This is a genomic window from Rhodococcus sp. BH5 (assembly GCF_027583855.1).
Classification (GTDB): domain Bacteria; phylum Actinomycetota; class Actinomycetes; order Mycobacteriales; family Mycobacteriaceae; genus Rhodococcus_F; species Rhodococcus_F qingshengii.
Map to the genome: position 1 here is coordinate 445,537 of NZ_JAJHVW010000005.1, position 23,895 is coordinate 469,431.

24 protein-coding genes are annotated in these 23,895 nt (G+C 63.2%); 17 read left to right on the top strand and 7 right to left on the bottom strand.

Features of this window, described 5'->3' with window-relative positions; translation table 11 throughout:
- Positions 1–330 precede the first annotated feature (330 nt).
- A complete protein-coding gene (locus RhoBH5_RS16125) occupies positions 331–900 on the bottom strand; it encodes a DUF5655 domain-containing protein (RefSeq protein WP_054827764.1) in 570 nt (189 codons plus the stop codon).
- Between the two features lie 77 nt (positions 901–977).
- Entirely contained in the window at positions 978–1,631 is a 654-nt protein-coding gene (locus RhoBH5_RS16130; RefSeq protein ID WP_180279627.1) for a GNAT family N-acetyltransferase, read from the bottom strand.
- 124 nt (positions 1,632–1,755) lie between these two features.
- On the opposite strand from RhoBH5_RS16130, the gene RhoBH5_RS16135 reads away from it, so the two are divergent.
- The 5 genes from RhoBH5_RS16135 (at position 1,756) to RhoBH5_RS16155 (ending at position 8,231) form a co-directional block, all read left to right on the top strand.
- Positions 1,756–3,147 carry an MFS transporter gene (locus RhoBH5_RS16135; protein ID WP_178377342.1) on the top strand — a complete coding sequence of 464 codons (1,392 nt, stop codon included), beginning with the start codon at positions 1,756–1,758 and terminating at the stop codon, positions 3,145–3,147.
- A 3-nt stretch (positions 3,148–3,150) separates the two neighbouring features.
- Entirely contained in the window at positions 3,151–4,707 is a 1,557-nt protein-coding gene (locus tag RhoBH5_RS16140) for a pyridoxal phosphate-dependent decarboxylase family protein (protein WP_007732275.1), read from the top strand.
- A 127-nt stretch (positions 4,708–4,834) separates the two neighbouring features.
- The gene (locus RhoBH5_RS16145) at positions 4,835–6,166 is read left to right on the top strand and encodes an SAM-dependent methyltransferase (RefSeq protein ID WP_270008514.1); all 1,332 of its coding nucleotides are present in this window, start codon (positions 4,835–4,837) and stop codon (positions 6,164–6,166) included.
- Positions 6,167–6,186: 20 nt separating this feature from the next.
- A complete protein-coding gene (locus RhoBH5_RS16150; protein WP_063316113.1) occupies positions 6,187–7,506 on the top strand; it encodes a lipase family protein in 1,320 nt (439 codons plus the stop codon).
- Between the two features lie 53 nt (positions 7,507–7,559).
- The gene (locus tag RhoBH5_RS16155; RefSeq protein WP_030537075.1) at positions 7,560–8,231 is read left to right on the top strand and encodes a DUF1345 domain-containing protein; all 672 of its coding nucleotides are present in this window, start codon (positions 7,560–7,562) and stop codon (positions 8,229–8,231) included.
- Positions 8,232–8,252: 21 nt separating this feature from the next.
- Here the strand turns inward: RhoBH5_RS16155 and RhoBH5_RS16160 are convergent, their stop codons facing one another.
- Positions 8,253–8,882: a LysE family transporter gene (locus tag RhoBH5_RS16160; RefSeq protein WP_037130153.1), complete on the bottom strand. Its 630-nt coding sequence runs from the start codon at positions 8,880–8,882 to the stop codon at positions 8,253–8,255.
- Between the two features lie 110 nt (positions 8,883–8,992).
- On the opposite strand from RhoBH5_RS16160, the gene RhoBH5_RS16165 reads away from it, so the two are divergent.
- Both RhoBH5_RS16165 and RhoBH5_RS16170 read left to right on the top strand, forming a co-directional pair.
- The gene (locus tag RhoBH5_RS16165; RefSeq protein ID WP_003942413.1) at positions 8,993–9,649 is read left to right on the top strand and encodes a nitroreductase family protein; all 657 of its coding nucleotides are present in this window, start codon (positions 8,993–8,995) and stop codon (positions 9,647–9,649) included.
- Positions 9,643–10,248 (top strand): dihydrofolate reductase family protein, encoded by a 606-nt coding sequence (locus RhoBH5_RS16170; RefSeq protein WP_030537073.1) that lies wholly within the window; start codon positions 9,643–9,645, stop codon positions 10,246–10,248. The genes RhoBH5_RS16165 and RhoBH5_RS16170 overlap by 7 nt, the downstream gene beginning before the upstream one ends.
- On the opposite strand, the gene RhoBH5_RS16175 is transcribed toward RhoBH5_RS16170, so the two are convergent.
- A complete protein-coding gene (locus tag RhoBH5_RS16175) occupies positions 10,245–11,048 on the bottom strand; it encodes a sulfite exporter TauE/SafE family protein (RefSeq protein WP_230358757.1) in 804 nt (267 codons plus the stop codon). The two genes, RhoBH5_RS16170 and RhoBH5_RS16175, sit on opposite strands and share 4 nt — an antisense overlap.
- A gap of 92 nt (positions 11,049–11,140) precedes the next feature.
- On the opposite strand from RhoBH5_RS16175, the gene RhoBH5_RS16180 reads away from it, so the two are divergent.
- Entirely contained in the window at positions 11,141–11,944 is an 804-nt protein-coding gene (locus RhoBH5_RS16180; RefSeq protein WP_270008515.1) for an AraC family transcriptional regulator, read from the top strand.
- Here RhoBH5_RS16180 and RhoBH5_RS16185 read toward each other — a convergent pair.
- The 3 genes from RhoBH5_RS16185 to RhoBH5_RS16195 all read right to left on the bottom strand — a co-directional run bounded on the left by RhoBH5_RS16185 (position 11,922) and on the right by RhoBH5_RS16195 (position 17,081).
- Complete coding sequence (locus RhoBH5_RS16185; protein ID WP_003942394.1) at positions 11,922–12,371, bottom strand: hypothetical protein; 450 nt, start codon at positions 12,369–12,371, stop codon at positions 11,922–11,924. The two genes, RhoBH5_RS16180 and RhoBH5_RS16185, sit on opposite strands and share 23 nt — an antisense overlap.
- Positions 12,372–12,417: 46 nt before the next feature.
- Positions 12,418–13,671, bottom strand: coding sequence for a glycoside hydrolase family 1 protein (locus tag RhoBH5_RS16190; RefSeq protein WP_082920640.1), 1,254 nt, complete (start codon positions 13,669–13,671; stop codon positions 12,418–12,420).
- Positions 13,672–13,811: 140 nt separating this feature from the next.
- On the bottom strand, positions 13,812–17,081 hold the full coding sequence (locus tag RhoBH5_RS16195) for an arabinosyltransferase domain-containing protein (protein WP_442972461.1): 3,270 nt from the start codon (positions 17,079–17,081) through the stop codon (positions 13,812–13,814).
- Between the two features lie 119 nt (positions 17,082–17,200).
- Here RhoBH5_RS16195 and RhoBH5_RS16200 point away from each other — a divergent pair, with 119 nt between their 5' ends.
- From RhoBH5_RS16200 to priA, 9 genes are all read left to right on the top strand, one after another.
- A complete protein-coding gene (locus tag RhoBH5_RS16200; protein WP_231917356.1) occupies positions 17,201–17,683 on the top strand; it encodes a hypothetical protein in 483 nt (160 codons plus the stop codon).
- 153 nt (positions 17,684–17,836) lie between these two features.
- Positions 17,837–19,159, top strand: coding sequence for a histidinol dehydrogenase (hisD, locus tag RhoBH5_RS16205; protein ID WP_270008516.1), 1,323 nt, complete (start codon positions 17,837–17,839; stop codon positions 19,157–19,159).
- Positions 19,156–20,298, top strand: a complete 1,143-nt coding sequence (locus RhoBH5_RS16210) for a histidinol-phosphate transaminase (RefSeq protein WP_042449556.1) — start codon at positions 19,156–19,158, stop codon at positions 20,296–20,298. Before hisD ends, RhoBH5_RS16210 begins: the two co-directional genes overlap by 4 nt.
- On the top strand, positions 20,295–20,909 hold the full coding sequence (hisB, locus tag RhoBH5_RS16215; RefSeq protein WP_003942383.1) for an imidazoleglycerol-phosphate dehydratase HisB: 615 nt from the start codon (positions 20,295–20,297) through the stop codon (positions 20,907–20,909). Before RhoBH5_RS16210 ends, hisB begins: the two co-directional genes overlap by 4 nt.
- Entirely contained in the window at positions 20,906–21,055 is a 150-nt protein-coding gene (locus RhoBH5_RS16220) for a hypothetical protein (RefSeq protein ID WP_007732248.1), read from the top strand. Before hisB ends, RhoBH5_RS16220 begins: the two co-directional genes overlap by 4 nt.
- Positions 21,056–21,123: 68 nt before the next feature.
- Positions 21,124–22,245: an MFS transporter gene (locus tag RhoBH5_RS16225; protein WP_065352539.1), complete on the top strand. Its 1,122-nt coding sequence runs from the start codon at positions 21,124–21,126 to the stop codon at positions 22,243–22,245.
- 9 nt (positions 22,246–22,254) lie between these two features.
- Positions 22,255–22,890, top strand: a complete 636-nt coding sequence (hisH, locus tag RhoBH5_RS16230) for an imidazole glycerol phosphate synthase subunit HisH (protein WP_003942389.1) — start codon at positions 22,255–22,257, stop codon at positions 22,888–22,890.
- Positions 22,887–23,138, top strand: coding sequence for a hypothetical protein (locus RhoBH5_RS16235; protein WP_030537065.1), 252 nt, complete (start codon positions 22,887–22,889; stop codon positions 23,136–23,138). The genes hisH and RhoBH5_RS16235 overlap by 4 nt, the downstream gene beginning before the upstream one ends.
- Before the next feature lie 19 nt (positions 23,139–23,157).
- A complete protein-coding gene (gene priA, locus RhoBH5_RS16240; RefSeq protein WP_003942371.1) occupies positions 23,158–23,892 on the top strand; it encodes a bifunctional 1-(5-phosphoribosyl)-5-((5-phosphoribosylamino)methylideneamino)imidazole-4-carboxamide isomerase/phosphoribosylanthranilate isomerase PriA in 735 nt (244 codons plus the stop codon).
- Positions 23,893–23,895 lie beyond the last annotated feature (3 nt).

The following is a 23,895-nucleotide window of genomic DNA, read 5'->3' on the forward strand; positions in this document are numbered from 1 at the left end:
TTTGGTCCGGAATTGTCACTCCCGTGGTCCCCTTGCTTCAGTTCCGCAAGTTGAATCTGTAGCATTTCCCTTGTGGCAGTAAGCCATTCAGAAACTATCTCCGGAGGATCGTATGTTGGGTTCCCTTTTTTCCATCAGCTCTGAAATCGGTGTTCCGTCCGTCGACGCGCTCTTCGAGGCTGCTCGGACCATCATCGGCGCGCTCTTCGGCCTGAGCTGACACGTCGCAGCGACCTTCCCCCGCGGTGAAGAAAGTCCCTGTTCTCCGACAAGGAGGACAGGGACTTTCGTGCAGCCTGCAGGTGCGTTTGCGTGGCGGTGAGTGGCGACCTACCGGCCGTTCTGTTGATACGCGATCGCTGTCAGCAATCCGACTTCGTCGTTCACGTCTGCGGTGCTGCTGAGCCCGATCTTGTGGGTCGACTGCCCGGGAGCTTTGGCCGGGACAAGAAGTTCGGATTCGGGGGCCTCGACAAAACGTAGTCCGAGGTCGACTCGGGCCTTGGTGGCCGCTGCGATGGCGGCGAATTGGCGAGCGCGAACGAAGGGCGTGTAGGTTCCGCGGCCTTCGACCCGAACATCGGTTCCGAGTTCTTCGATCAGACGTCGGGCTGCATCGAAGATCGGCCGCAGTGCTGCCTTCGGGCCGCTGTACTGCTGGTCGATGTATTGCTCGACGGTCGGCTCCACCCATCCGGACTGTTCGGCAGTCTCGAATGCAATTGCCCACTGCGAATTCTGCGGTACACCGTGCTCTGCTTTCAGCCACTTGCGCACTTCGTTCTGATCGAGCGGGTCGACCCCGGACGTCCGTACGGCCTCAACCCATTCTTCGAGGGTGTGCCCGGTACGGTCGCGCATGGACGAGGTGACTGCGGCCATCATGTCGGAGGGTTCCATGTGTCTGGTCTTCCGGTTGTCACTGGTCTTTCGGTTGTCGCTGCTCTTTCGGTTGTCACTGTGCACGTGGAGCTCGCTCAGTCGATGCCGAGCATCGTCTTGAACGCGCGCACGCCGGTCACTTCGACGGGATACGGCGGTGCGACAAAATCTTCGCGGCTGAGGGTGAAGAGACGACGCACGGTCATGCGACCGTCGGCAGCCAACTCCTCTACTGTGCCGTCTGCGCGGTACCCGACTTTGGTGGACACCGTGATCGAGGCGGGGTTGTCCGTGAATGCCGACGACACGACGCTTCGTGCACCCAAAGAGTCGAATGCGAATGCGCAGATTGCCTGTCGGGCGAGAGTGCCGACACCCCGGCCTTGGAACCCGCGTCCAATCCACGAGCCGGTTTCACCGGTACGACTGGTAGGAAAGTCCGTCGCGGCGAACGCCTGGCAGCCGACGATTTCTCCGTCGACGACAATGGCTGTTTCGAATTTCCAGTCGGTCATGGTCATCGCTCCGCGGACCGACCAGTGGTATTGGATGAATCTTCGCGACACTTCGTCGGGAGTGCCCACCGTCCAGGGGACGAGAAACGGCATCTGTTCGGCAGGGTGAATGCCGGCTCGGACCAGCGCAGTGAGTTCGGGGAAATGATCGTCGCGCACAGGGAGCAAGGTGATGGGCCCACACGTGATCGTGACTCCGTACGGAGGCCAGATCTCTCGCAGTGGGTCAACCATCGTCTTCAGACCTTCGTTTCGTGTGCGAATCGGGTCACAGTCTGGCATGCCAGGCCCGTCCGAGTGAGCGACTTCTGGTCATCGGGATTCTTTTGCCCTCGCGGTACGAAGTCGTGACATTAGTGTGTGGACGGTGACTACAGACAAACCGGTACGTCTTCGTGAAGGTAGATCGCCCGACAGGCTTTCGCGTGGTGTGGTGGCCGGATACGCAGCGGGAAGTGTCGGTACGGGTGGATTCGGTGTTCTGCCAGGTCTGGTATTGGCGTACTACCTGACCGACACGCTCGGCGTTGCCGCGGCGCTCGCGTCGCTTGTGGTCATTGTCCCGAAAATCGCCGACGTCCTGATCGATCCGCTGATCGGGTCGATCAGCGACCGAAGCTCTCATCGAACCGGTACGCGAGTGCCACTCATGCTCGCAGGCGCTCTGGGACTGCCGTTGCTCTTCATTCTCACGTTCTCGGCCCCGGTGTCGGCCGGCCCAGGAGTCGGGGCGATGTGGGTGCTCGTCTTCTTCCTGCTCGCGGCGAGTGCCTACAGCCTCTTTCAGGTTCCATATATCGCGTTGCCGACCGAGTTGACCGGCGATTACCACGAGCGCACTCGGTTGGTATCGGTTCGAATTGCGGTGTTGGCCCTGACAATTCTGGTCATCGGCGCCGGCGGACCCGAGCTCCGCGATGCTGCCGGAGGCGGAGCACGCGGTTATCTGGTCATGGCGATCGGGGTGTCGGCGCTGATGTGCGGGGCAATGATCTGGGCAGTTCGCGGAGCCGCGCGCCACACGGTGACTCACGCGGACGCGCCGGTCGGCTCGTTGCTCTCGCAGTACCGGGACGGGTTCGACGCGATACAACGTACCCGCGCGTTCCGATTGCTGGTCAGCGTCTTCGTGCTCCAAGCTCTTGCCACCGCCGTGATGTTGGCGGGTGCGCAATATCTGGCGACCTATGTGATGGGCAACGAAGGTGCGCTCACCGGTCTGTTCGTTGCACTCGTCGGACCAGCTCTCGTCGTCATGCCGCTGTGGTACCGGTTCTCGCATCGGTACGGAAAGCTTCGCGGTTACGTGGTGTCTTCGGTTCTGTTCGTCGTCGCCACGGCGTTGTTGACGCTTGCGGCTGTCGACGCGGGTTCGTGGATCTACGGTGCCGTCGCGCTTGCCGGCGTCGGCTACGCCGGCATGCAGGTGTTCCCGCTGGCGATGCTTCCGGACGTCATCGAGGACGACGCGCGAATCGGTGGGCGCCAACGCGGTGGTTCGCTCAGTGGTATCTGGACCGCCGCGGAAACCGCAGGCCTTGCCCTGGGACCCGCGGTGTTCTTGGGTGTACTCGCGGTGACCGGCTTCGTTTCGAAAACTGCGGGCGAGACTGTCGTGCAACCGGAATCGGCGCTGACCGGAATTGCCCTCGGCTTCTCGGTCGTGCCGGCGATCCTGGTTGCGATCAGCCTGGTCGTATTGCGGAATTACCGCACCGAACAAGAATCCACTCACGAGAACGAAAGGTGAACGATGAGTTCCACTCGGGCCGAGGAACTTCAGGGCAAGATCGTCGAGAGCGCAAACCTCGAGAAGAGGGCGGCCGACATCTTGAGTCGGTTGCGTTCGCTTCGCGAGCAGGACGCTCCGACGCACGGAGGCCGGGTTCTGTCGTACGTGTACGACAGCGGCCTCGCAGCGCTCGACGAGTTGGCAGCGGACGCAGCTCGATTGGTTCAGCCGGTCAACGGTCTCGACCCGACGGTGTTCCCGTCCACCGCGGTGATGGAGCGTGAGTTGGTTGCGTTCGCACGCGAGTTCCTCCATGGAGCTTCAGACCCAGCCTCAGATACAGACGCCGGAGGCGTAGTCGTCGGCAATGTCACCAGCGGCGGAACGGAGAGTTGTGTGTTGGCCGTCAAGGCAGCTCGCGACTTCCGTGGGCTCCCGCCGGGTGAGGGTTCGCTGGTTCTTCCGACCACCGCGCATGCCGCTTTCCACAAGGCAGCTCACCTGCTCGGACTGGAACTGATCCTGGTACCAGTAGATCCCACGTCGGGGCGCGTCGGCGCACAAGATATTGCGACGGCAGTTCGGAAAGACACGGTCTTGATCGTCGTCTCCGCGCCCAGCTACCCGTTCGCGGCGCTCGACCCGATCGCCGATGTCGCGGAAGTTGCTCGTGCACATTCGATTCCACTGCATGTCGACGCCTGCATCGGTGGGCTTGCGTTGCCGTGGTGGGGTGATCTGCCACCCTGGGATTTCCGGGTGCCCGGGGTCACCAGCATGTCCGTCGACTTCCACAAGTACGGATACTCGCCCAAAGGCGTTTCGGTCCTGCTGCACCGAGGGCGAGATCTGCATCGCAAGCAGTATTTCGGACTCACGGACTGGCCGGGGTACCCGGTGGTCAATCCCACGCTTCTCGGTTCCAAATCCGTTGCTGCTCTTGCCGGTGCTTGGGCGATTTCGCAAGTCCTCGGGCAATCCGGGTACGCCGAATTGGTGTCCCGGGCGCAGCGGGCCACTCGTGCACTGATCGGCACGGTCGAGGCAATCGAGGGTCTTCGCGTCGTGGGCTCGCCGGTGGGACCACTGTTCGCGGTCGCTACCGACGATTCCGTGCCGCTCGAACGGCGAGTGGATCCGCATCGCTGGGTGAGCGCTGTCGGTGCTCGCGGCTTCGTCCTTCAAGGGCAGCCGGCGTCGACGCAACCTGACGGGACGACGTTGCCTCGAACAACCCACCTCACCGTCACCCCGGTGACGGAATCTGTGCTCGGCGAGTTGACCAGCGCACTCGTCCTCGGTGCCGACGACGTTCGCGGCTCGGCGGCAGCCGAGGCGCCGCCGGCCCTGGCAGAGTTGGCCGGAGCATTCGAACGTGGCGATGTCACCGTCGCCGATGTTCTTGCGTTGCCCAGTGACGCCGTCGCGGCAGCGTTGACGTCGGCGGGGCTGGATCCTCGGGGCTCTTCCGATTCTCCCTTGGACATGGCGGCCGTCCTCGCGGCAGTGGAATCGCTGCCACGTGAGGTCACGAAGAGACTGCTGGTGGAATTCCTCGCCGGAATGGTGGAGCCCTGAACTCGGCGATGAATACCGAAACCGCGATGAACACTGTCCAAAACTCGGACAAATGGCGCGAAAGATTCGCGAATCGGGCGTAAGTTTTCTGTCATCGGCTAACCATCTTTTGTCGGAGGGTCGATCAGTGACTGGTGCCGCGGCCAAGATTTTGACGGTGTTCGAGGAAGTGATCGGGGTTCCGCTTCCGGTTCGCGTGCGATGTTGGGACGGTTCGGAGGCAGGGCCACCGGACGCCGCTGCGCAGGTTCACTTCCGGAATCGGCGTGCCCTACGGCGGGTCCTCTACTCTCCCAACGAATTAGGGCTGGCGAGGGCGTACGTTTCCGGCGATCTGGACGTAGGCGGCGATATCTTCGCGCTCCTCGACGTCCCGGAACTGGTCACGCGGCTCGGTGAGAATCGTTTGTCGACGTTGCCGCTGCGCTCGATTGTTCGCGCCGCCGGTACTTTCGCCGGCTTGGGAGCGGTGGGTCCACCACCGTCACCCCCGGCGATCGAGATGCGTAGTAAGCGAGGCAAGCGGCACAGTAGATCACGCGATTCGGCGACTGTCTCCCATCACTACGACGTCGGGAATCGCTTCTACGAACTGTTCCTCGGGCCGAGCATGGTTTATTCGTGCGGATACTGGCCGGAAGGTGTCGAATCCCTCGAAGCTGCTCAGTACGCGAAGCTGGACTTGATTTGCCGCAAGCTCGATCTGAAGCCGGGAATGCGACTGCTCGACGTCGGCTGCGGTTGGGGATCGATGGCATTACACGCCGCCCAGAACTACGGCGTCGACGTCGTCGGAGTCTCGCTGAGCAACGAGCAGGTCGAATACGCCAAGGGGCGAGTTGCCGACGCGGGTTTGACCGATCGCATCGAGATTCGGGTGCAGGACTACCGCGACGTCGACGACGGCCCTTACGACGCGATTTCGAGCATCGGCATGTCCGAGCACGTGGGCCTGGTCAATTTGCCGGTGTACACGGCAAAACTCTACGACCTGCTCGTGCCGCGGGGTCGTCTGCTCAATCATGCCATCGCCGCGGTGAAGTCGTTGTCGGACAACGTCGATGACGGTCCCAGCTTCATCGACAGGTACATCTTCCCGGACGGTGAGATCCTTCCGTTGAGTAAAACCATTGATGCGCTGGAACTTTCGGGTTTCGAGACGCGTGACAGCGAAGCGTTGCGCGAGCATTACGCACTGACACTGCGCGCATGGGTGCAGAACCTCCGCGAGAACTGGGACGCATCGGTCTTACAGGTCGGTGCTCCCCGGGTGCGTACCTGGTTGCTGTATCTCGCTGCCAGTGCCCTGGGTTTCGAGGAGCCGCACAGGCTTACGATTCATCAGGTTCTGGCCGTGAAACCAGGGGATCGGGGGGCCAGCGGCATGGCCCGCTCGCGTGACAGTTGGTATCGATCGATTGAAGTCCCGCAGATCGAAACCGGTCCGCGCGTCGACTGAGGCCTATACGTTGGATTTCCATGAGCACCCGGAAGGTTGTCCTCGCGGCACTGAAGGTTTCGGCCGTTGCGGTATCGGCGCTGTTGCCGACCTCGCTGCTGTTCACACCGATGTCGAACGCCGAACCTGTGAACGATTTCTACGATGCGATTCCGGGCGACGTCGGTGATCCGGGTTCGGTGATTCGGACGGAACCGCTGGCTCTGGCCGGTGCCGTCGGCGGAGTGCCTGGTGTGGGGACCCGGATCCTGTATTCGAGTACCGACGCCCACGGATCCAAGGTTGCTGTGTCGGGCTCGTACCTGGAGCCGGCTGCCCCGTGGTCAGGAGCGGGCCCCCGCCCGACGGTGGTGATCGGTCCGGGTACGCAGGGCCAAGGTGATCAGTGCGCGCCGTCGAGGATGTTTCCCACTGCCGGTCAGCTCCGCCTGGCGGAACCCGGGAATCCGTCGAACTACGGTGCCGGTGTGGACAGTGTCGGTGTCAACTACGAGTCAGCTTTTGCTTTCGCTTTCCTCGCCCAGGGCGTTCGTGTATTCGTCACCGACTACATCGGACTCGGAACACCCGGCGTCCATACCTACGTCAATCGCGCCGAGGAAGCCCATGCGATGTTGGACGGTGCACGCGCTGCCCGAGCCCTCGCGCAGGCAGGAGAGGACGATCCGATAGCGCTGTGGGGCCATTCGCAGGGCGGCGGCGCCACTGCCGCTGCAACCGAACTGGCACCCGAATACGCGCCTGAGTTGAATCTGGTCGGGAGTTACGCGAGCGCGCCCCCGGCAGACCTGGCAAGCGTTCTGCGTCATATCGACGGTACCGGCCTGATGGCCGCGATCGGTTACACGATCAACGGCGTCCTCGACCGCTATCCCGCCGCCCGAGAGCCGATCGAATCTCGACTCAACGACTACGGCCGGTCCGTGCTCGCCGACGTCGCCGGGCAATGCCTCATCGATTCCCGAACCAAGTACGGGAAGCAGTCGACGGCGTCGTGGACCACAGACGGACGACCACTCGCCGACGTGGTGGAATCGGTACCGGAGATCCAACAGGTGATCGAGGAACAACGCATCGGGTGGCGAACCCCGGCCTCGCCGATTCTGGTCAACGGAGCGCTCAACGACGATTTCATCCCGTACGAGCAAACCCGGCGCCTGGTTCAGGACTGGTGCGCGCGCGGGGCCGAGGCGACGTTGTTCACCGACACTTTGCCTGCGGTGAATCCGGGGAGCGGCAACAACCACCTCGCGCCGGCCGTAGCGGATTTCGGCGTCGGATTGCAGTACGTGCTGGACAGATTCAACGGCAAGCCGATAGTCGGTGCGTGCAACGCCTGAGTCGCCGTGTCACGTAACCACCGTCTCACTTCTAACAGTGGTTGACTGAGCCCGTGAACGATCGACCGCACGACCTTCCGATCAACCCGGTTCCACGGAGCGCCCTGGGTGCCGGGCCGGCGCTGAGAGTGTCGACGGGTCTGCTGCTCGGTGTGGCCGCCGGTGTCGTCACGGCGTTGGTCGGCTATCCCCGATTCGCGTTTCTGATCGGCTGGGATGTGGCGGCGATGGTGTTCACGGTGTGGACGTGGATTCTGGTCTGGCCCTTCGACGCGACGCTCACCGCAAGCCACGCAACGCGCGAAGAGCCGGCCCGAAACGTCGCGCACCTGCTGATTCTCGGTGCCGCCGTCGCGAGCCTGGTCGGTATCGCGTTCTTGCTCCTGGCGGCACCCGACGGACATCACTACCAAGTAGTGGCGGCATCGGTTGCAGTCGGCAGCGTCGTGATCTCGTGGCTGGCGGTCCACACGCTCTTCGCCCTCGGATATGCACGGCTGTACTACTCCGGCCCCGACGGCGGAATCGATTTCAATCAGGAAGAACCGCCGAGGTACAGCGATTTCGCCTACGTGGCGTACACGGTCGGGATGAGCTTCGCGATTTCCGACACCAACTTGAAGTCGTCGGACATGCGCGCGATGGCACTCGGCCACGCATTGCTGTCGTACCTGTTCGGTTCGGTGATCGTGGCGTCCGTCGTCAACTTGATTGCGGGCCTGTGATCTCTCGAGCCGTGTGACCGATCAAGCCGCTGCACGCCCGATGCTCGAGAGGAAGCCGGCGGCTCCGAAGAACAGACCGGCGAACACTCGATTGGTGGTTCGCTGCTGTTTGGGGGAGCGCATCAAGGTGAGCACCCGGGCGGCCAGGCCGGTGTATCCGGTCATCACGATCACGTCGACTGCGCACATCGTGGCGGCGATGATCAGATACTGCGGCAGCAGCGGCGCCGACGGGTCCAGGAACTGCGGGAGCACTGCGAGCATGAAAACGACGGCCTTCGGATTGCTCGCGTTCACGAGAAATCCGCGAAGCATCATCATCGGACCGGAGCTGCTCGCGGCTGCCTCGTCGGTCTCCACCTCGGTGGGCGCCGATCGCCACTGCCTGATCCCCAGGTAGACGAGGTATGCGACACCGAACCACTTGATCAAGGAAAAGGCCACGGTCGAACTGGCGAGAATTGCACCGACCCCCGCCGCGACAATTCCGATCTGCAGCAACAATCCCAACTGCAGCCCGAAGATGTTCCAGTATCCGCGTCGCAAGCCGTAGGCAAGTCCCGACGACATCGACGCAATGGCGCCGGCCCCCGGCGACAGGCTGATCACCCAACTTGCTCCGAAGAACGCCAACCAGACGTGCCAACTCATGTCGAAAGTCCTTTGATCGGGAAATACTCCCGACAACGAGCACGCACGGGATCAGAAAAGTGTAGACGGACAGTCCTGCTCACTGCTCGCGACAGTGCAATGATCGGGAGATGACGTCGTATCCCGTACTGGACCTGACACCCGACGAATTGCTGACCACAACGCGGACCGTTCGAAAGCGTCTGGATCTGACCCGTCCCGTGCCGTTGGACCTGGTGAAGGAATGCCTCCAGATCGCCCTGCAAGCGCCCTCCGGTTCGAATCGCCAGGGCTGGCAGTGGATGGTGGTGACCGATCCGGCACTGCGTGCAGCAGTCGGGCAGATCTACAAGGAAGTCACCGACGAGTACCTTGCCTCTCACGGTTCGGCGGCAAAACTCTTCGCCGATGATCCCGATCGCGCGCCGATTCAACAACGCGTGGGCACCAGCGTCGCGTGGCTCGGTGAGCACATGGGTGAGGTGCCGGTCCTTCTCATTCCGTGTATCAAGGCGGGCAAGACGCTGCCGGAGGGGAACCAAGCCGGCCTGTGGGGTTCGCTACTCCCGGCTGCGTGGAGTTACGCGCTGGCCGCGCGGGCACGTGGGCTCGGTACGGCGTGGACGACATTGCATTTGCAGCGTGAAGCGGAAGTTGCCGAGCTGCTGGGCATTCCGGCCGGATTCCATCAGGCTGCGCTCATCCCGACGGCGTACTTCACCGGCGAGACGTTCAAACCCGCCGCCCGTGAACCGGTCGACAACGTGCTGCACGTGGACCGATGGTGAGCCTGATCTACTCGGCGATCTGCTCGATCGACGGGTATGTGGCCGATGAGCAGGGGAACTTCGACTGGGCGGTTCCCGACGCGCAGGTCCACGCGTTCGTCAACGAGCTAGAGAGGGGAGTCGGCACGTACCTGCTCGGGCGCCGGATGTACGAGACGATGATTCCCTGGGAAACAATGGCGTCCGAGGATCTCGAGCGTTCTTCGGTGGCAGGAGGACCTTCGGCTCCGGGCGAGTTTGCCGGTATCGAGGCGGCGACCGCCGAGTTCGCTCAGATCTGGCGTGGAATCGACAAGATCGTGTACTCCACGACGCTGAACGAGGTGTCGACCGCACGTACCAGGATTGTCCCGAGCTTCGATGAAGACTTCATCCGTTTGCTCGAGAGTGAAGCGGTACAAGATATCTCGATCGGTGGACCGACGGTTGCGGTTAGTGCTTTCGCGGCGGGTTTGGTCGATGAAGTCAGACTGTTCCTGTGTCCGGTCAATATCGGTGGCGGATTGCGAGCTCTCCCGGAAAGCCGGCTTGATCTGCAACTGCTCGAGGAGAAAACCTTCGACGGCGGCGTCATCTATCTGCGATACGCCGTTCGCTAAGCAATCACCATCACTGCCGTGACGACGCCGAGTAGAGCGATGTAGGCGGCGGCATGGACTCGGTCCGGTATGGCACCGACGATTCGTCGGCTCAGCGCGATCGCCGGTAGGGAACCGGCGAGTAGTGCACAGACGGCCAGAAGGTCGACAGCGCCGACTCTGCCCGCCGACAGATCCGAGGCTGAACTGTGCCCTGATGAGACCGCATACACCGCAGTCGCGACGACGGCGACAGGCAAGCTCAACGGGTTGGCGCTCGCGGCGGCGTCGGCCATCGGAACTCCGCGGCGTCGCATCATCGGAACCGTCATGACGCTCCCGCCGACTCCGAGGAAACTTGCGACGGCACCGATGCCTATCCCGACAGCGCGGACGCCGTGACGGTCAAGATGTTCGCGAGGTTCAGATGGTGTCAGAAACCCTTGTCGCAGAAGACTGTCCAGGATTGTCACCAGCAGGTAGAGCACAAACAGAATCCGGACGACGCCGTCGTCTACGTGGCCCGCCGCAACCGCTCCGAGCCCGGCTCCGAGTGCGACGGGACCGATCAGAGGTCTGATGTACTCCGTCCGAAGCCGTCCTGACTTCCTGAATGCGACTGTGGCACCGAGTGAATTGACCACCATCACGGCCGCCGAGGATGCTACGGCGACATGCATCGGATCGATGACGTCCGGCCGAAGTGTGGATGCAGCGTAAACGACTGGGACAGTGACGAACCCGCCACCGAATCCGAAAAGAACGGTGGTGACTCCGGTCAAGGCGCCGAAAGCGAGCAGGATGAGGGAGTAGTGAAGCACTTGATGAACGTTAGCGATTTCTCCGTTGGCGCACATTCGAAGGTTCGCCACGTTCCATTGTGAATCGGACACAGACTCGGTAGGTTCCTCCGGTGCGCAACATCTCGATCAACGACGTCGATCACTCACCCCGCGGTGTTCTCGCAATCGGAACCGACTACCCACCCGGTCACGTGCTGGCCGCCCACGAACATCGACGAGCCCAGTTTCTCTTCGCTGTGAACGGTGCGATGAACGTCGAAACCGATGACGGTGAGTGGACGGTTCTGCCGTCCAATGCGGTCATGATTCCCGCCGGTGTCGCTCATGCCGTGACAATGGACGGCGTCAGCACGCGAAGCCTCTACATCGAACCGTCCGCAGCGCCGTGGTTCCCGGTCAGGTGCCGAGTCGTCGCAGTATCGTCGCTCCTGCGTGAGTTACTTGTCGCTGCAGTCGACATGGATGTCGAGCTGAATGTGGAGGACGACTTCCCCGCACACGGACGCAGCGCCGCGGTATTTCAGCTGATCCTGCACGAACTTCGCGATCTTGCGCCCCTACCTGTGGAACTCCCGCTGCCTCGGCACCCGGGATTGCGGGCGTTGTGCGCGCAGTATCTCGCAGCCCCGTCGATCCATGACTCGCCCACGCGGTGGGCTGACCGACTCCACGTCAGTGAACGGACACTGCACCGCTTGCTGATCTCGGAAACGGGGATGAGCGCGTCGTCGTGGATGCAGCGTGCCTGCATTCTTCACGCGCTTCCGAAACTTTCTGCCGGGGCCAGTGTGACGGCCGTTGCGTCTGAACTCGGATACTCGACGCCGGCTGCCTTCGCAGCGATGTGCACCCGAGTCTCGGGTGCACCGCCCAGTAGCTATCGGGCGCGCGTCACGACACAGACACAGGGATGATGTCGGCGACGACGTCGTGGATGAGACCGTCACGGACTTCGAAGGTTTCACGAATCTCCACGGTCATGAGGCGAGTGCCGCCGATTCCCGCGTCCAGCAGGTAGGTGGTCGAGACGATGTCCCCGGCCTCCGACATCTCGAGGTCTCGGACGCCCTGGATAACGCGGTATTGGATGCCGTTTTCGAGGTCGGCGGACATCTGTGGTCCGGAGAACCCCGTCTTGAGTCCGGCTTCGACGCGAGTCGCATCCGGGGCGAAATGAACATCGGAGACGTCATGGGAGACGAGGGCGTCGATGTAGGCGCGTGCTTGCGCCTCGCGGGGTGAATCGGCCGGGTTGGGGGCTGCTGTCGCAGCGCCTCCGGCAACCAGGATCAGGGCAGCCGTGGCAGCGGCAGTTCCGGCGATATTTCGCAGTGTTCGCATGGGACATCCTAACGACGAGGAGTGGAGGAATTTCGGAAAACGGCCGTCATCGAGTAGCCGTACAGCTGCGGGGAGGATCGACGAGCGAGCAGAAAGCCGGGGCCATGACGGGCACGTAGTCGGCCCCGACGCCGTTCTCGTGAATGATCCGGCGGTAGGCGTCGACGCCGTCGGTCGGGATTCGCGCCGCAGTGGGATCGCCGAGAACATCGACCGTGTAGAGGCCGAATCGAGGTCGGTACGAACCCCATTCGTAGTTGTCGGTGATGGACCAGTAGTTGTAGCCGATCACGTCGGCACCGTCTTCTCGGGCGCGTTCCATCCAATAGATGTGATCGCGTAAGTGATTCGCGCGTGTGTATCCGTCGGCGCGCGGCGCTCCGTTGTCGGTGGGCATGCCGTTCTCGACGATGTAGAGGGGGAGTTCCGGATACTTGCCCGAGTACCGCATCAATGCGTCGTACAGGCCTTCGGGCTGCGGCGTGACGTTGTAGAACTCGTCGAGTGCGGCGTACGCGGCAGTCGGATTGTTCAGGGCCACACCGTAGTAGTAGTCGATGCCGAGAAAGTCGAGCTTGTCGCGCACTCGATCCGTGAATACCGAATCGATCGCCTCGGACACGCCGGGAATGAAGGAGAAATTACTGCTTACGCGGGCACCGGGATCGAGAACATGGATGCGGTCGTAGATCGCCCGGTGGACTCGGACCAATGAGTCGAACATCGACGGCGCCTGGGTGAGTGCGATTCCGCCGTAGGTCAATTCGCGCTGAACGTACACAGTCGGCTCGTTGATCGTGATCCAGAGCGCCCCGATTCCGGAGTACCGCTCGACTACCTTCTCTGCGTTGACCAGCCAATCGGCTTCCGTCTTCGGATTTGTCCAGCCGCCTTGATCGACAACCCATCCCGGATACACCCAGTGGTCGAGTGTGATCATCGGAGTCATGCCCCGCGCGCGGATGTGAGCTACCACGTCGTCGTAGTAGGCGAATTCGGTCTCGTTCCAGCTCCCGGCGGCGGGCTGAACTCGCGCCCACTCGACGCCGAATCGGAAAACCTTCGATCCCAGATCGGCCGCCCGGTCGATGTCCTCGGCGTAGCGATGACGGAAGTCGACCGAGTCACCGATCTTGTCGTGGGTTCGTCCGGAATCGGAGTATCGAGACCAGTTGCTGTCCGGCGACGAACCTTCCGATTGGAACCCGGAGGTGGCAACGCCCCAGAGGAAGTCATCCGGTACCTCAGCCGAGGCGTGAGCGGGAAGGGCCAGCACCCCGAACAGGCACGTCAGTGCCATCAGCGCAGGCGCGATAGACCGTGACAGGGCTCCCATGCCTGGGAGACTAAGTCATACAAGTGTCCAGTCGCAGGCGTTTCGTCCGATCCGCCCGCGGCTGGACCGTGTCACTCAGTGACCCAGCCGCTCAGAAATTCCGCTCAGAAAACCATGGTCATCGATCCCGGGTTCCACGTCCCGGAGCGCTGAACGGTCGTTTCGTCGACCTGGGCAGGTACTGCACTCGGATCGATCGGTGTGTACTTCTCGATCGAACCCCAGTCGCGAGCCCAGTCGTTGTCGAGATACGACGGAATGGTCTGCGCGGTCAGGAGCAGATCGATCCACCCCAACGGTCCACCACCGTAGTGGTCCTGCCAGGCACTGGTCACGAGCGCACCGGAATGGTCGGGAAGGATCCGATACTCGGGGACCTCGGCGATACCGACCCGATGATCGAAGGGGCGTTGGCATGGGAATGCCAGTCCGACAGCCCAATCCAGCATGACGGGCGCCTGTGAACCGACGACGTCGTTGAGCTTCTGGGTCTTCGGAACCCGCGGCGGGGTGACGGCCACCCATTGGTCGGGCTTGCTGTCGTAGTCGCTGACGACCAGTCGAATGCTGTTGGCTTCGACGGGAATCTGGTCCAACGGCACACGCAGGTTCCGCCATGACGGCGCCGGGCCGATGTCGAGGGGCGCGATCTTTCCGAGTGTTTCGACAGCGTCTGTTTCGGCATCGTCGACGCCACGCGCTGTGCCGTACTCGACCTCGACGTTCTGGCCGTAGGTGACGATTCCGTCCTTGTCGACGGACCGAACACGACCAGCCGCGGCAATCGAGATGATGTCGCCACGCGTGGCGTTCTCGCCCACGTCGGGGAGTTGGTACCAGTCACTGGTCAGAGTGCCGGGGGAGGGCTGACCGTAACTACCCATGACGGGTGTTGTCGCCGGGTCGAGACCGAACGGCAACGCGACCGAACTGCCGTTGACTCCGGTCTGTCCGGCGCCACCGCCGGTTCCGGCCGAGTTGCCGGCGGTGTCCTCGGAGGTGTCGACGGTGTTCGCGCCGCCGGTAGCCGTGGCTTCCTTGTCTGCTCGAAGGTCGGAGGCGACGCCGTTCGGATCGAATCCCGTAGCCCCACCGGCGGACAGTCCTGTGGCGACGCTGCCCGAGAGGGGCGTCAGCATCGAGGCGTTCGGATCGGTCTCGAGCAGAACGTCGTTGGCGAGTCCGCAGTGTTGGCCGAGAACGGCGTCGACGTTTGCACGGCCCACCGAATAGGCCGGGTACTGGGTGATCGCGCCCTTGGCCATGGACAGCACCTCGAAGAGGACCATGGCACCTGCGGCAACCGTCAGTGGCGAGATGGCAAGCAGTCGAGCGTGCTTCGCGGACGGTTCCTTCCCCGCGGTGTACGGCTCACGGAAGAAGTACCACGCGGCGACGCCGAGCATCAGCACCGTCAGCCCGAGGAGGACGGTGCTCGCGCCGAGTCCGCTGATGGACACAGGCTTGTCCCACCACGGAACGCTGTAGCTGGACACGTAGTAGTAGCTGTTGCTGCCGGTGAATGCCACCGCGAGGAGGAACAGGACGGCCGCCGCGAAGAGGGCCCGATTGCGCGGCGAGCGCAGGAGTTTTGTTCCTACGGCGACGGCCGTCATCATCGCCAGAACGGCGGTGAGTCCGGCAAAGATTCCGAAGTGGTGCGTCCACTTGGTCGGCGAGAACATCAGCAGTGGCAGTGCGCCGATCGTCAGCCCGACGACGCGGCGTGACGGGCCGGCGGCCAAACCGGGAATCCGGCCCCCCTTGCGCAGCATCATCGCGGTGCAGACGCCAAGGCACAGAACCATGACGAACACACCGAATCTGCGAGTCAGGGAACCGTCGACGGAGATGTTGAAGAGGTACTGATAGCGGAGGTACTCGTCGAACCAGGGCTGATTCGGTGAGATCGAGTGAACGCGTTGCATCTCGATGACGGCGGCCAGACTTTGATCGCCGAACGCGGGGATGAGAATCGAGAGTCCGGCAGCTAGCAGGGGCCCGACAGCCGCGACGTAACCGGTGGTGCGCGCACGTTCGATGATGATGCGCATGATCGGGCGTATTCCGGCGATGAGTGCGGCAAAGCAGATGAGGCCGGAAGGGCCGGCAGTCAAGGTGAATCCGGCGATCAGGATCGCGACTGCGACCGGCAGAAGTCGTCTCGTCGCGACGGCGCGTTCGATCGAGCACCAGGTCAGCAGCACGCCGAGGGCAACGATCGGTTCGGGGCGCAGTCCGTTGTTGAACGGAAGCCAGAAAGCGAGGAAGACAAGCGCGCCGGTCCAGAGGGCGAGTCGATTTCCGCGAATGGCGGCGCCCAGCCGAGGCGCAACCTCCCGGCTGATGACGAGCCAGGTGATGATGCCTGCCAACAGAGCAGGCAGACGGACCCAGGGGCTTGCGGTGCTGACGTGGGCCAGGAGTCCGAGGATGTTGTAATACGGCGTTCCGAACGGGGTTTCGGGGACCGCGAACCACCGGAAGTAGTTGGACATGTAGCCCGATTGCTCGGAGGCTCTTGCCATCGTGAACTGGTAGCCGTCGTCGGTGGTGGTAGCGCCGATGAAGTGCCACAGCACCAGAGTTCCGACGACGACCCCGTCGAGGACGGTGAACTTCCACCATCGGGCGGGCAGAAATTTGCGTGTGCCCCGGCCGTCGCGGTTGTCGAGGCGGTGCAGCGCGAAGAGGGACACGAGAGCCGTGAGTGCCCCGAGAATCATGGCGAGAGTCTTGATCACCGACGGGCTCGAAGTGAAGCGAGAGTCCGCCTCGATCGAGACGTTCAAACCGGCTGCCGCCGAATCGAGGTCGCTGAAGACGCCGACTACCTGTGGTCGGCTGTCGCCCTCGATGACGCGCGGTTCGGAACCGGTGGCGCTGAAGGTGGTTCGGGTCGGCTCGGCGGCGAGCGTGAGCGCGCATCCAGTCTGCAGATCAGCAACGGGTGTCGAGAGCAACACTTGATCACGCAGGACAACGTCGACCCGAGCGGGAGCGTCGGCGGATTCGGGGGAGACGGTGGCAACAAATCCGTAGCGGCGCGCATCGGGGGCACCCGGAGGTGCAGTCGAGACGAGTGTTCCGCCGGTGGCGGCCAACTCGCTGATCGACGCGCACGGAATCGATGCCTCCATGCGCAACGGTGTGTACGAGACCAATGGCGCCTCGACGCTTGTCGTCGACCCGGCCTGCGGCCAGTTGACGACGGCGGTGTCCTGCTCGATCGGCAGGAACGGCACTGATCCGCACAAAACTATGCCGAGGATCGATGCGACAATCGCAACGATCCGTGCTCGGTTCGGTCCGCTGGATCGCTGAGGGGTCGGCAAGGCCGGAGGTGCGGTCGTGGCCACGTCACTGTCTGTCACGACTTTGGACCCTAGCTGTGCGTGACGTGTTTGTTATAAAAGCGCGAGTAATGGGATGGTCGTGTTCCCGGTGTCATTCCTCGGGGTGGGGTTGTCGGCGATCGAGGCGGGGGGGTGCTGTGCGCGAATTTCACGAGTCCATTCCCCTGAGCCCACTACTGCGGCGGTCGGCGGTCGCATTGTGCGTCGTCCTCGGAATTGTCCTGGTAATTGTCTGCGGGTTCGCGGCAATCGTGGATCGCGACTCGGCGGGCTACGTCGGCGCCGTGTTGTCCGCGGTCCTGTCCTTCGGGTTGGCCGCGTACATGTGGAAGGTGCGCGTGATCATCACCACAGACGTCGAACGAGTGTCGATCGCGCTGTCTCCGGGGCTGCGTCAGGTATTTCGGTGGGACGAAGTTGTGTCTGCCACTGCAGTACATATCGGGATGGGCTCCGGAATCGGTTATCGAATGACCGGCCCAGGTATGCGGGTAATTCTCGCATCTCCCGGCGACGGGGTCCGCTTTCGTCTGCATGACGGCCGTGAAATCTCGGTGGCAACACCTCGAAGGGACGAGCTGATCGAACTCGCCCGGCGGCGGGCGCCGGACCTGCAGTGAGCGTTGCAGGTGGACCGGTGAAAAACGGGGTGCGCCTATCCTGGATAATTGACATCAGTTCTGTGTTTCAGGCGCGCTGTTCAGGGCCTGTGATGCCGGACCGGTTTGCTGCCGCTTGCACAGGCACCCCGTTTGCGTACGAGAGGAACTCTCATGCTTGCCCGCACCGACCTGCGTGGTCGTACCCCATCCACGGCCGAACTTCGCGCCGCGCTTCCCCGAGGTGGAGTGGATGTGGACGCGGTACTGCATCAGGTTCGCCCGATGGTCGAAGCCGTCCGTGATCGCGGGGCAGAAGCCGCCCTCGAATTCGGCGAGAAGTTCGACGGCGTTCGTCCGGCTTCGGTTCGTGTACCAGCAGCCGAGCTCGAGCGCGCACTTCGTGAACTCGACCCCGCAGTCAAGGAAGCCCTCGAGGTTGCGATCGAGCGCACCCGCAAGGTGCACGCCGATCAGCGTCGCAAGGACACCGTCACCGAGGTCGTTCCGGGTGGCACGGTCACCGAGCGTTGGGTTCCGGTCGAGCGCGTCGGGCTGTACGTGCCCGGCGGCAATGCCGTGTACCCGTCCAGCGTTGTCATGAACGTCGTGCCGGCTCAGACGGCCGGCGTCGGATCACTTGTTGTCGCCTCGCCGCCCCAAGCCGACTTCGGCGGATTGCCGCACCCGACCATCCTTGCCGCAGCAGCCATGCTCGGCGTCGACGAGGTGTGGGCCGTCGGCGGCGGACAGGGCGTCGCCCTCCTTACCTACGGCGGAACCGACACCGATGGAACCGAGCTTGTCCCGGTCGACCTCATCACCGGTCCCGGCAACATCTACGTCACTGCCGCCAAGCGTCTGTGCCGCGGACTGGTCGGCATCGACGCAGAAGCCGGCCCCACCGAGATCGCGATCCTCGCCGACCACACCGCTGACCCGGTCCACGTTGCTGCCGACCTCATCAGCCAGGCCGAGCACGACGTGATGGCCGCCAGCGTACTTGTCACGACCAGCGTCGAATTGGCCGACGCGGTCGACAAGGCTCTGGCTGCGCAGCTCGAGTTCACCAAGCATCGCGAGCGCGTCACCACGGCACTGACCGGCAGCCAGTCGGGCACGGTGCTCGTTTCTGATGTTTCCGCTGGTCTGCGCGTCGTCAATGCGTATGCGGCAGAGCACCTCGAGATCCAGACCGAGGATGCAACCGGGGTGGCAGCTCAGGTCACCAGCGCTGGTGCCGTGTTCGTCGGCCCGTGGGCGCCGGTCAGTCTCGGCGACTACTGCGCCGGCTCCAACCACGTTCTGCCGACGGCCGGGTGTGCACGCCACTCCTCCGGTCTGAGTGTGCAGACGTTCCTTCGTGGAATCCACGTGATCGACTACTCCGAGTCTGCACTGAAAGACGTTGCCGGACATGTCATCACGCTGGCCAATGCGGAGGATCTGCCGGCTCACGGCGAGGCTGTGCGTCTGCGATTCGAGGCTCTGCGATGAGTAGTGCTCCTGGAGAGTCGATTTCGGTCGACGCCCTTCCGATTCGCGAGAACCTGCGTGGAAAGTCGGCGTACGGCGCACCGCAGTTGACGGTTCCGGTTCAGCTCAACACGAACGAGAACCCGCATCCGCCGACCCAGGCGCTCATCGACGATGTGGCCGAATCCGTGCGCGAAGCCGCGAAGGAACTGCACCGCTACCCCGACCGTGACGCTGTGGCGTTGCGGACGGATCTGGCTGCGTACCTGGCGAAGCAGACAGGTGTACCGGTCACCGTCGACAATCTGTGGGCGGCAAACGGATCGAACGAGATTCTGCAGCAACTTCTTCAGGCGTTCGCAGGTCCGGGACGTAGCGCGATGGGTTTTGTGCCCTCGTACTCGATGCACCCGATCATCGCCGACGGTACCGATACCGAGTGGGTCGAGGTCTTCCGTCGGGACGACTTCGCACTCGACGTGGATGCTGCCGTCACCGTGATCGCGGAACGTCGACCCGACGTCGTGTTCGTGACCAGTCCCAACAACCCGACCGGACACAGCGTCGGCATTGCAGAACTGCGACGCATCCTCGACGTGGCGCCGGGCATCGTGATCGTGGACGAGGCGTACGCGGAATTCTCCGCTGCCCCGAGCGCGATGACGCTGATCGACGAGTTCCCGGCCAAGCTGGTTGTGACCCGCACCATGAGCAAGGCTTTCGCGTTTGCCGGTGGCCGACTCGGCTACCTCGCCGCCGCTCCCGCGTTCATCGACGCACTGTTATTGGTGCGCTTGCCTTATCACCTCTCGGTGGTCACGCAGGCGGCGGCACGTGCCGCCCTGCGTCACGCCGACGAGACCCTCGGCAGTGTGCACGCCTTGTCCGCCGAGCGCGATCGCGTGTCGAAGGCGCTGGCGGACACCGGTTTCCGAGTGATTCCCAGTGACGCGAACTTCATCTTGTTCGGACAGTTCACCGACAGTGCACAGGCGTGGAAGGAATACCTCGACCGCGGGGTTCTCATCCGCGACATCGGCATCCCCGGATACCTGCGGGCCACCGTGGGACTCGAAGCCGAGAACGACGCGTTCATCAAGGCCAGTGACGAAATCGCAGGCACCCAGCTGGTCGACACGAATTCAGGAGAGACGGCATGAGCGATCGCATCGCGCGGATCGAACGAACAACTCGGGAATCAAGCATCGTCGTCGAACTGAATCTGGACGGGACCGGCATCGTCGACGTCTCCACCGGCGTTCCGTTCTTCGACCACATGCTCAACGCCCTGGGTACGCACGCCAGCTTCGATCTCGACGTCAAGGCGAAGGGTGACGTCGAGATCGACGCTCACCACACCGTCGAGGACACCGCGATCGTTTTCGGCCAGGCGCTCGGCCAGGCTCTCGGCGACAAGAAGGGCATCCGTCGTTTCGGCGACGCTTTCATCCCGATGGACGAAACGCTGGCGCACGCGTCGGTCGACGTCTCCGGTCGCCCGTACTGCGTGCACACCGGTGAGCCCGACTACATGGTGCATTCCGTCATCGGCGGGTACCCGGGCGTTCCGTATCACGCGGTGATCAACCGCCACGTGTTCGAGTCGATCGCATTGAATGCACGTATCGCACTGCACGTTCGGGTTCTGTACGGCCGCGATCAGCATCACATCACCGAAGCCGAGTACAAGGCCGTTGCGCGCGCTCTGCGTGAGGCGGTCGAGCCGGATCCGCGCGTGAGTGGCGTGCCGTCGACGAAGGGCACACTGTGAGCGTCCTCTTCACCTATCTGCTGTTCATCGGCGCGGGTATTGCCGTGGGCGGCGCCTACTCGATGTTCAAGGTCAACAAGCTTGCGTCGGGAATCCTTCTGGCGTTGGCGGTTCTGGCGGCGGTAGCGGGCGCACTGCGTCTGTGACGCGAAAAGTGACTGTGTCTGAGACGCAAGATCCTGCTCCATCGCCGGGGTTGCTTCGCACTCCGGGCATGATCGGTGTCCTGATCATGGCGGCAGCAGCTTTCGGTGGCTGGTCGTTGCTGTTGCCGGTGGTGCCGTTGCTGGTTGCGCAGTCCGGCGGATCGGATGCGCTTGCCGGATCGGTGACCGGTGTCTTCATGGCGGCCACGGTCTTGACGCAACTGCTCGTGCCTCGGTTGTTGCGGACGCAGGGCTACCGGCGCGTGCTGGCGGTCGGGTGTCTGCTCCTCGGTCCACCGTCGTTGGTGCTGTTGATCTCGGCCGACGCCGGTCCTGTCCTGGCGGTTTCCGCGGTGCGTGGTATCGGTTTCGGCATGCTGACGGTGGCCGGCAGTGCACTGGTGGCGGAGTTGGCGCCCAAACGAATTCTGGGCCGTGCCACCGGTGCCCAGGGAATCGCGATCGCAGCGTCACAAATGGCGGGGCTTCCGCTGGGGCTTGCAATCATGGAACGGTGGTCGGCGACACCGGTGTTCGTCCTCGGTGCGCTGATCCCGGCGCTCGCGCTGGTGGCCATTGCCGGGTTGCCGAAGATTTTCGCCCAGCCGACCGGGGAATCCGTTCGACTGAGTGTGTTCGCCGTCTTGGTTCCGGTGCTCGCTCTGGCGTGTGTGTCCGCCTCGTTCGGCGGATTGTCGTCTCTACTGCCGATCGCAATCTCGGAGCGTGCGGCCGTTGCTGGAGTGGTGTTGGCGACCGCCAGTGGGTCGATGTTGGTCGGCCGGTACTCGGCGGGACTGATCGCCGATCGTCTCGGCAGTGGTCGGACACTCGCGCCGGCATTGGCGTCGTCGACCATCGGATTGGTGCTGTTCGCGATCAACGTCGACGGCGGGTCGACGCCGGTCTTGTTCTGCGCGGCGGTCCTTTTCGGGCTGGGGTTCGGGGCGGTGCAGAACGAATCCTTGGTCATGGCGTTTCAGGCTGCCGGCCCGAGGCAACTCGGATCCGCCAGCGCGATCTGGAACATCGGCTACGACGCCGGCACCGGAATCGGTGCACTGGCGTTGGGATTCGTGGCCACGACTGCCGGCTACGCATGGGTGTTCGCGGTCTCCGCGGTAGTTGTCGCGCTCCTCCCGGCACTGGCCGCGGGCGGCAAAGTGATCGCCAGCAGGGTTGCCCGATAGAGTTGGGGCATGAGCGCTTCCACGATTGCTGTACTCGATTACGGCTCCGGCAACCTGCATTCGGCTACTCGCGCACTGGCGCGCACCGGGGCGCAGGTGGAGGTGACCAACGACATGAAGGTTGCACTGGCGGCCGACGGTCTCGTGGTGCCCGGCGTCGGCGCGTTCGCGGCCTGCATGGAAGGTCTGCGTGCAGTGCAGGGTGACCGAATCATCGGCAGACGCCTGGCCGGTGGCCGACCGGTGCTGGGCATCTGCGTCGGCATGCAGATTCTGTTCGACCGGGGAGTCGAATTCGGTGTCGAGGCGGAGGGCTGTGGCGAATGGCCCGGCACCGTCGAGAGGCTGCAAGCAGAGGTTTTGCCGCACATGGGCTGGAACACCGTGGAGGCGCCGGAGTCCAGCACCCTGTTCAAGGGCATAGACGCCGATACCCGCTTCTACTTCGTCCACTCCTACGGTGTGCAGAGTTGGGAGCTCGCGCCGTCCGAGCACATTGCACCCCCGAAGCTGACATGGGCCGATCACGGCGGAAAGTTTCTCGCTGCCGTCGAGAACGGTGCGTTGTCGGCAACGCAGTTCCACCCCGAGAAATCCGGTGACGCAGGCGCCGAGTTGCTGAGCAACTGGGTGCAGAGTTTGTGACCGGGGGATCCGGACCGAACGGCGGTGACGATTTCTCCCTCGCCCGTCTGGCGTTGTTCTCGCTCGGCGCCGCTGTGGCTGCGCTGGCGGTCGCAACTGTCGTCATCGTTGTTCTCAAACCATCGCCGGGCGTCGGCCTCGTGATCGGTCTCGTGGGGGTCGCCGCTGCGATTGCGGCAATGGGCGTCGTATCCAAGCGGATGACCCGAAAAGCGTTCGGTGACCCGGAAGACGGTTCGAGGTCCTGACCTACTAGGGTTACCGCACGTGAGCCTGGTCCTTTTGCCTGCTGTAGATGTCGTCAACGGTGAAGCTGTTCGCCTCGTGCAAGGAGAGGCGGGAAGTGAGACCGGTTACGGGTCGCCCCGCGACGCTGCTCTTGCGTGGCAGAACGACGGTGCCGAATGGGTGCATCTTGTCGACCTCGACGCTGCTTTCGGGCGTGGGTCCAACAGTGAACTGTTGGCCGGCGTCATCGGCGACCTGACGGTCAAGGTGGAACTGTCCGGTGGAATCCGCGACGACGCTTCCCTGGAAGCCGCACTGGCCACCGGCTGTGCTCGCGTGAATCTCGGTACTGCCGCTATCGAGGATCCCGAGTGGTGTGCGCGTGCATTGGCCAAGTACGGCGACAAGATCGCTGTCGGCCTCGATGTTCGTCTCGTCGACGGTCAGTACCGCACACGTGGTCGCGGCTGGGTCACCGACGGCGGCGATCTGTGGGAGACCCTCGCGCGTCTGGACCGTGACGGCTGCACTCGTTACGTCGTCACCGACGTCTCCAAGGACGGCACACTCACCGGTCCCAATCTCGAACTTCTCAGCCAGGTCTGCGCGGTCACCGACGCGCACGTCGTCGCCTCCGGTGGTGTGTCGACCATCGAGGATCTACTCGCCATTTCCAGCCTGGTTGATCAGGGTGTCGAGGGCGCGATCGTGGGCAAGGCATTGTATGCCGGTCGCTTCACTCTCCCCGAAGCACTGGCAGCAGTTTCCGGATAGATT

Coding starts and splice junctions, on each gene's coding strand:
- RhoBH5_RS16185 (WP_003942394.1), bottom strand. CDS start 12,371: ATGCGAACACTGCGAAATATCGCCGGAACTGCCGCTGCCACGGCTGCC.
- RhoBH5_RS16225 (WP_065352539.1), top strand. CDS start 21,124: ATGATCGGTGTCCTGATCATGGCGGCAGCAGCTTTCGGTGGCTGGTCG.
- hisH (WP_003942389.1), top strand. CDS start 22,255: ATGAGCGCTTCCACGATTGCTGTACTCGATTACGGCTCCGGCAACCTG.
- RhoBH5_RS16140 (WP_007732275.1), top strand. CDS start 3,151: ATGAGTTCCACTCGGGCCGAGGAACTTCAGGGCAAGATCGTCGAGAGC.
- RhoBH5_RS16165 (WP_003942413.1), top strand. CDS start 8,993: ATGACGTCGTATCCCGTACTGGACCTGACACCCGACGAATTGCTGACC.
- RhoBH5_RS16170 (WP_030537073.1), top strand. CDS start 9,643: ATGGTGAGCCTGATCTACTCGGCGATCTGCTCGATCGACGGGTATGTG.
- RhoBH5_RS16150 (WP_063316113.1), top strand. CDS start 6,187: ATGAGCACCCGGAAGGTTGTCCTCGCGGCACTGAAGGTTTCGGCCGTT.
- RhoBH5_RS16210 (WP_042449556.1), top strand. CDS start 19,156: ATGAGTAGTGCTCCTGGAGAGTCGATTTCGGTCGACGCCCTTCCGATT.
- hisD (WP_270008516.1), top strand. CDS start 17,837: ATGCTTGCCCGCACCGACCTGCGTGGTCGTACCCCATCCACGGCCGAA.
- RhoBH5_RS16190 (WP_082920640.1), bottom strand. CDS start 13,671: ATGGCACTGACGTGCCTGTTCGGGGTGCTGGCCCTTCCCGCTCACGCC.
- hisB (WP_003942383.1), top strand. CDS start 20,295: ATGAGCGATCGCATCGCGCGGATCGAACGAACAACTCGGGAATCAAGC.
- RhoBH5_RS16160 (WP_037130153.1), bottom strand. CDS start 8,882: ATGAGTTGGCACGTCTGGTTGGCGTTCTTCGGAGCAAGTTGGGTGATC.
- RhoBH5_RS16125 (WP_054827764.1), bottom strand. CDS start 900: ATGGAACCCTCCGACATGATGGCCGCAGTCACCTCGTCCATGCGCGAC.
- RhoBH5_RS16130 (WP_180279627.1), bottom strand. CDS start 1,631: ATGGTTGACCCACTGCGAGAGATCTGGCCTCCGTACGGAGTCACGATC.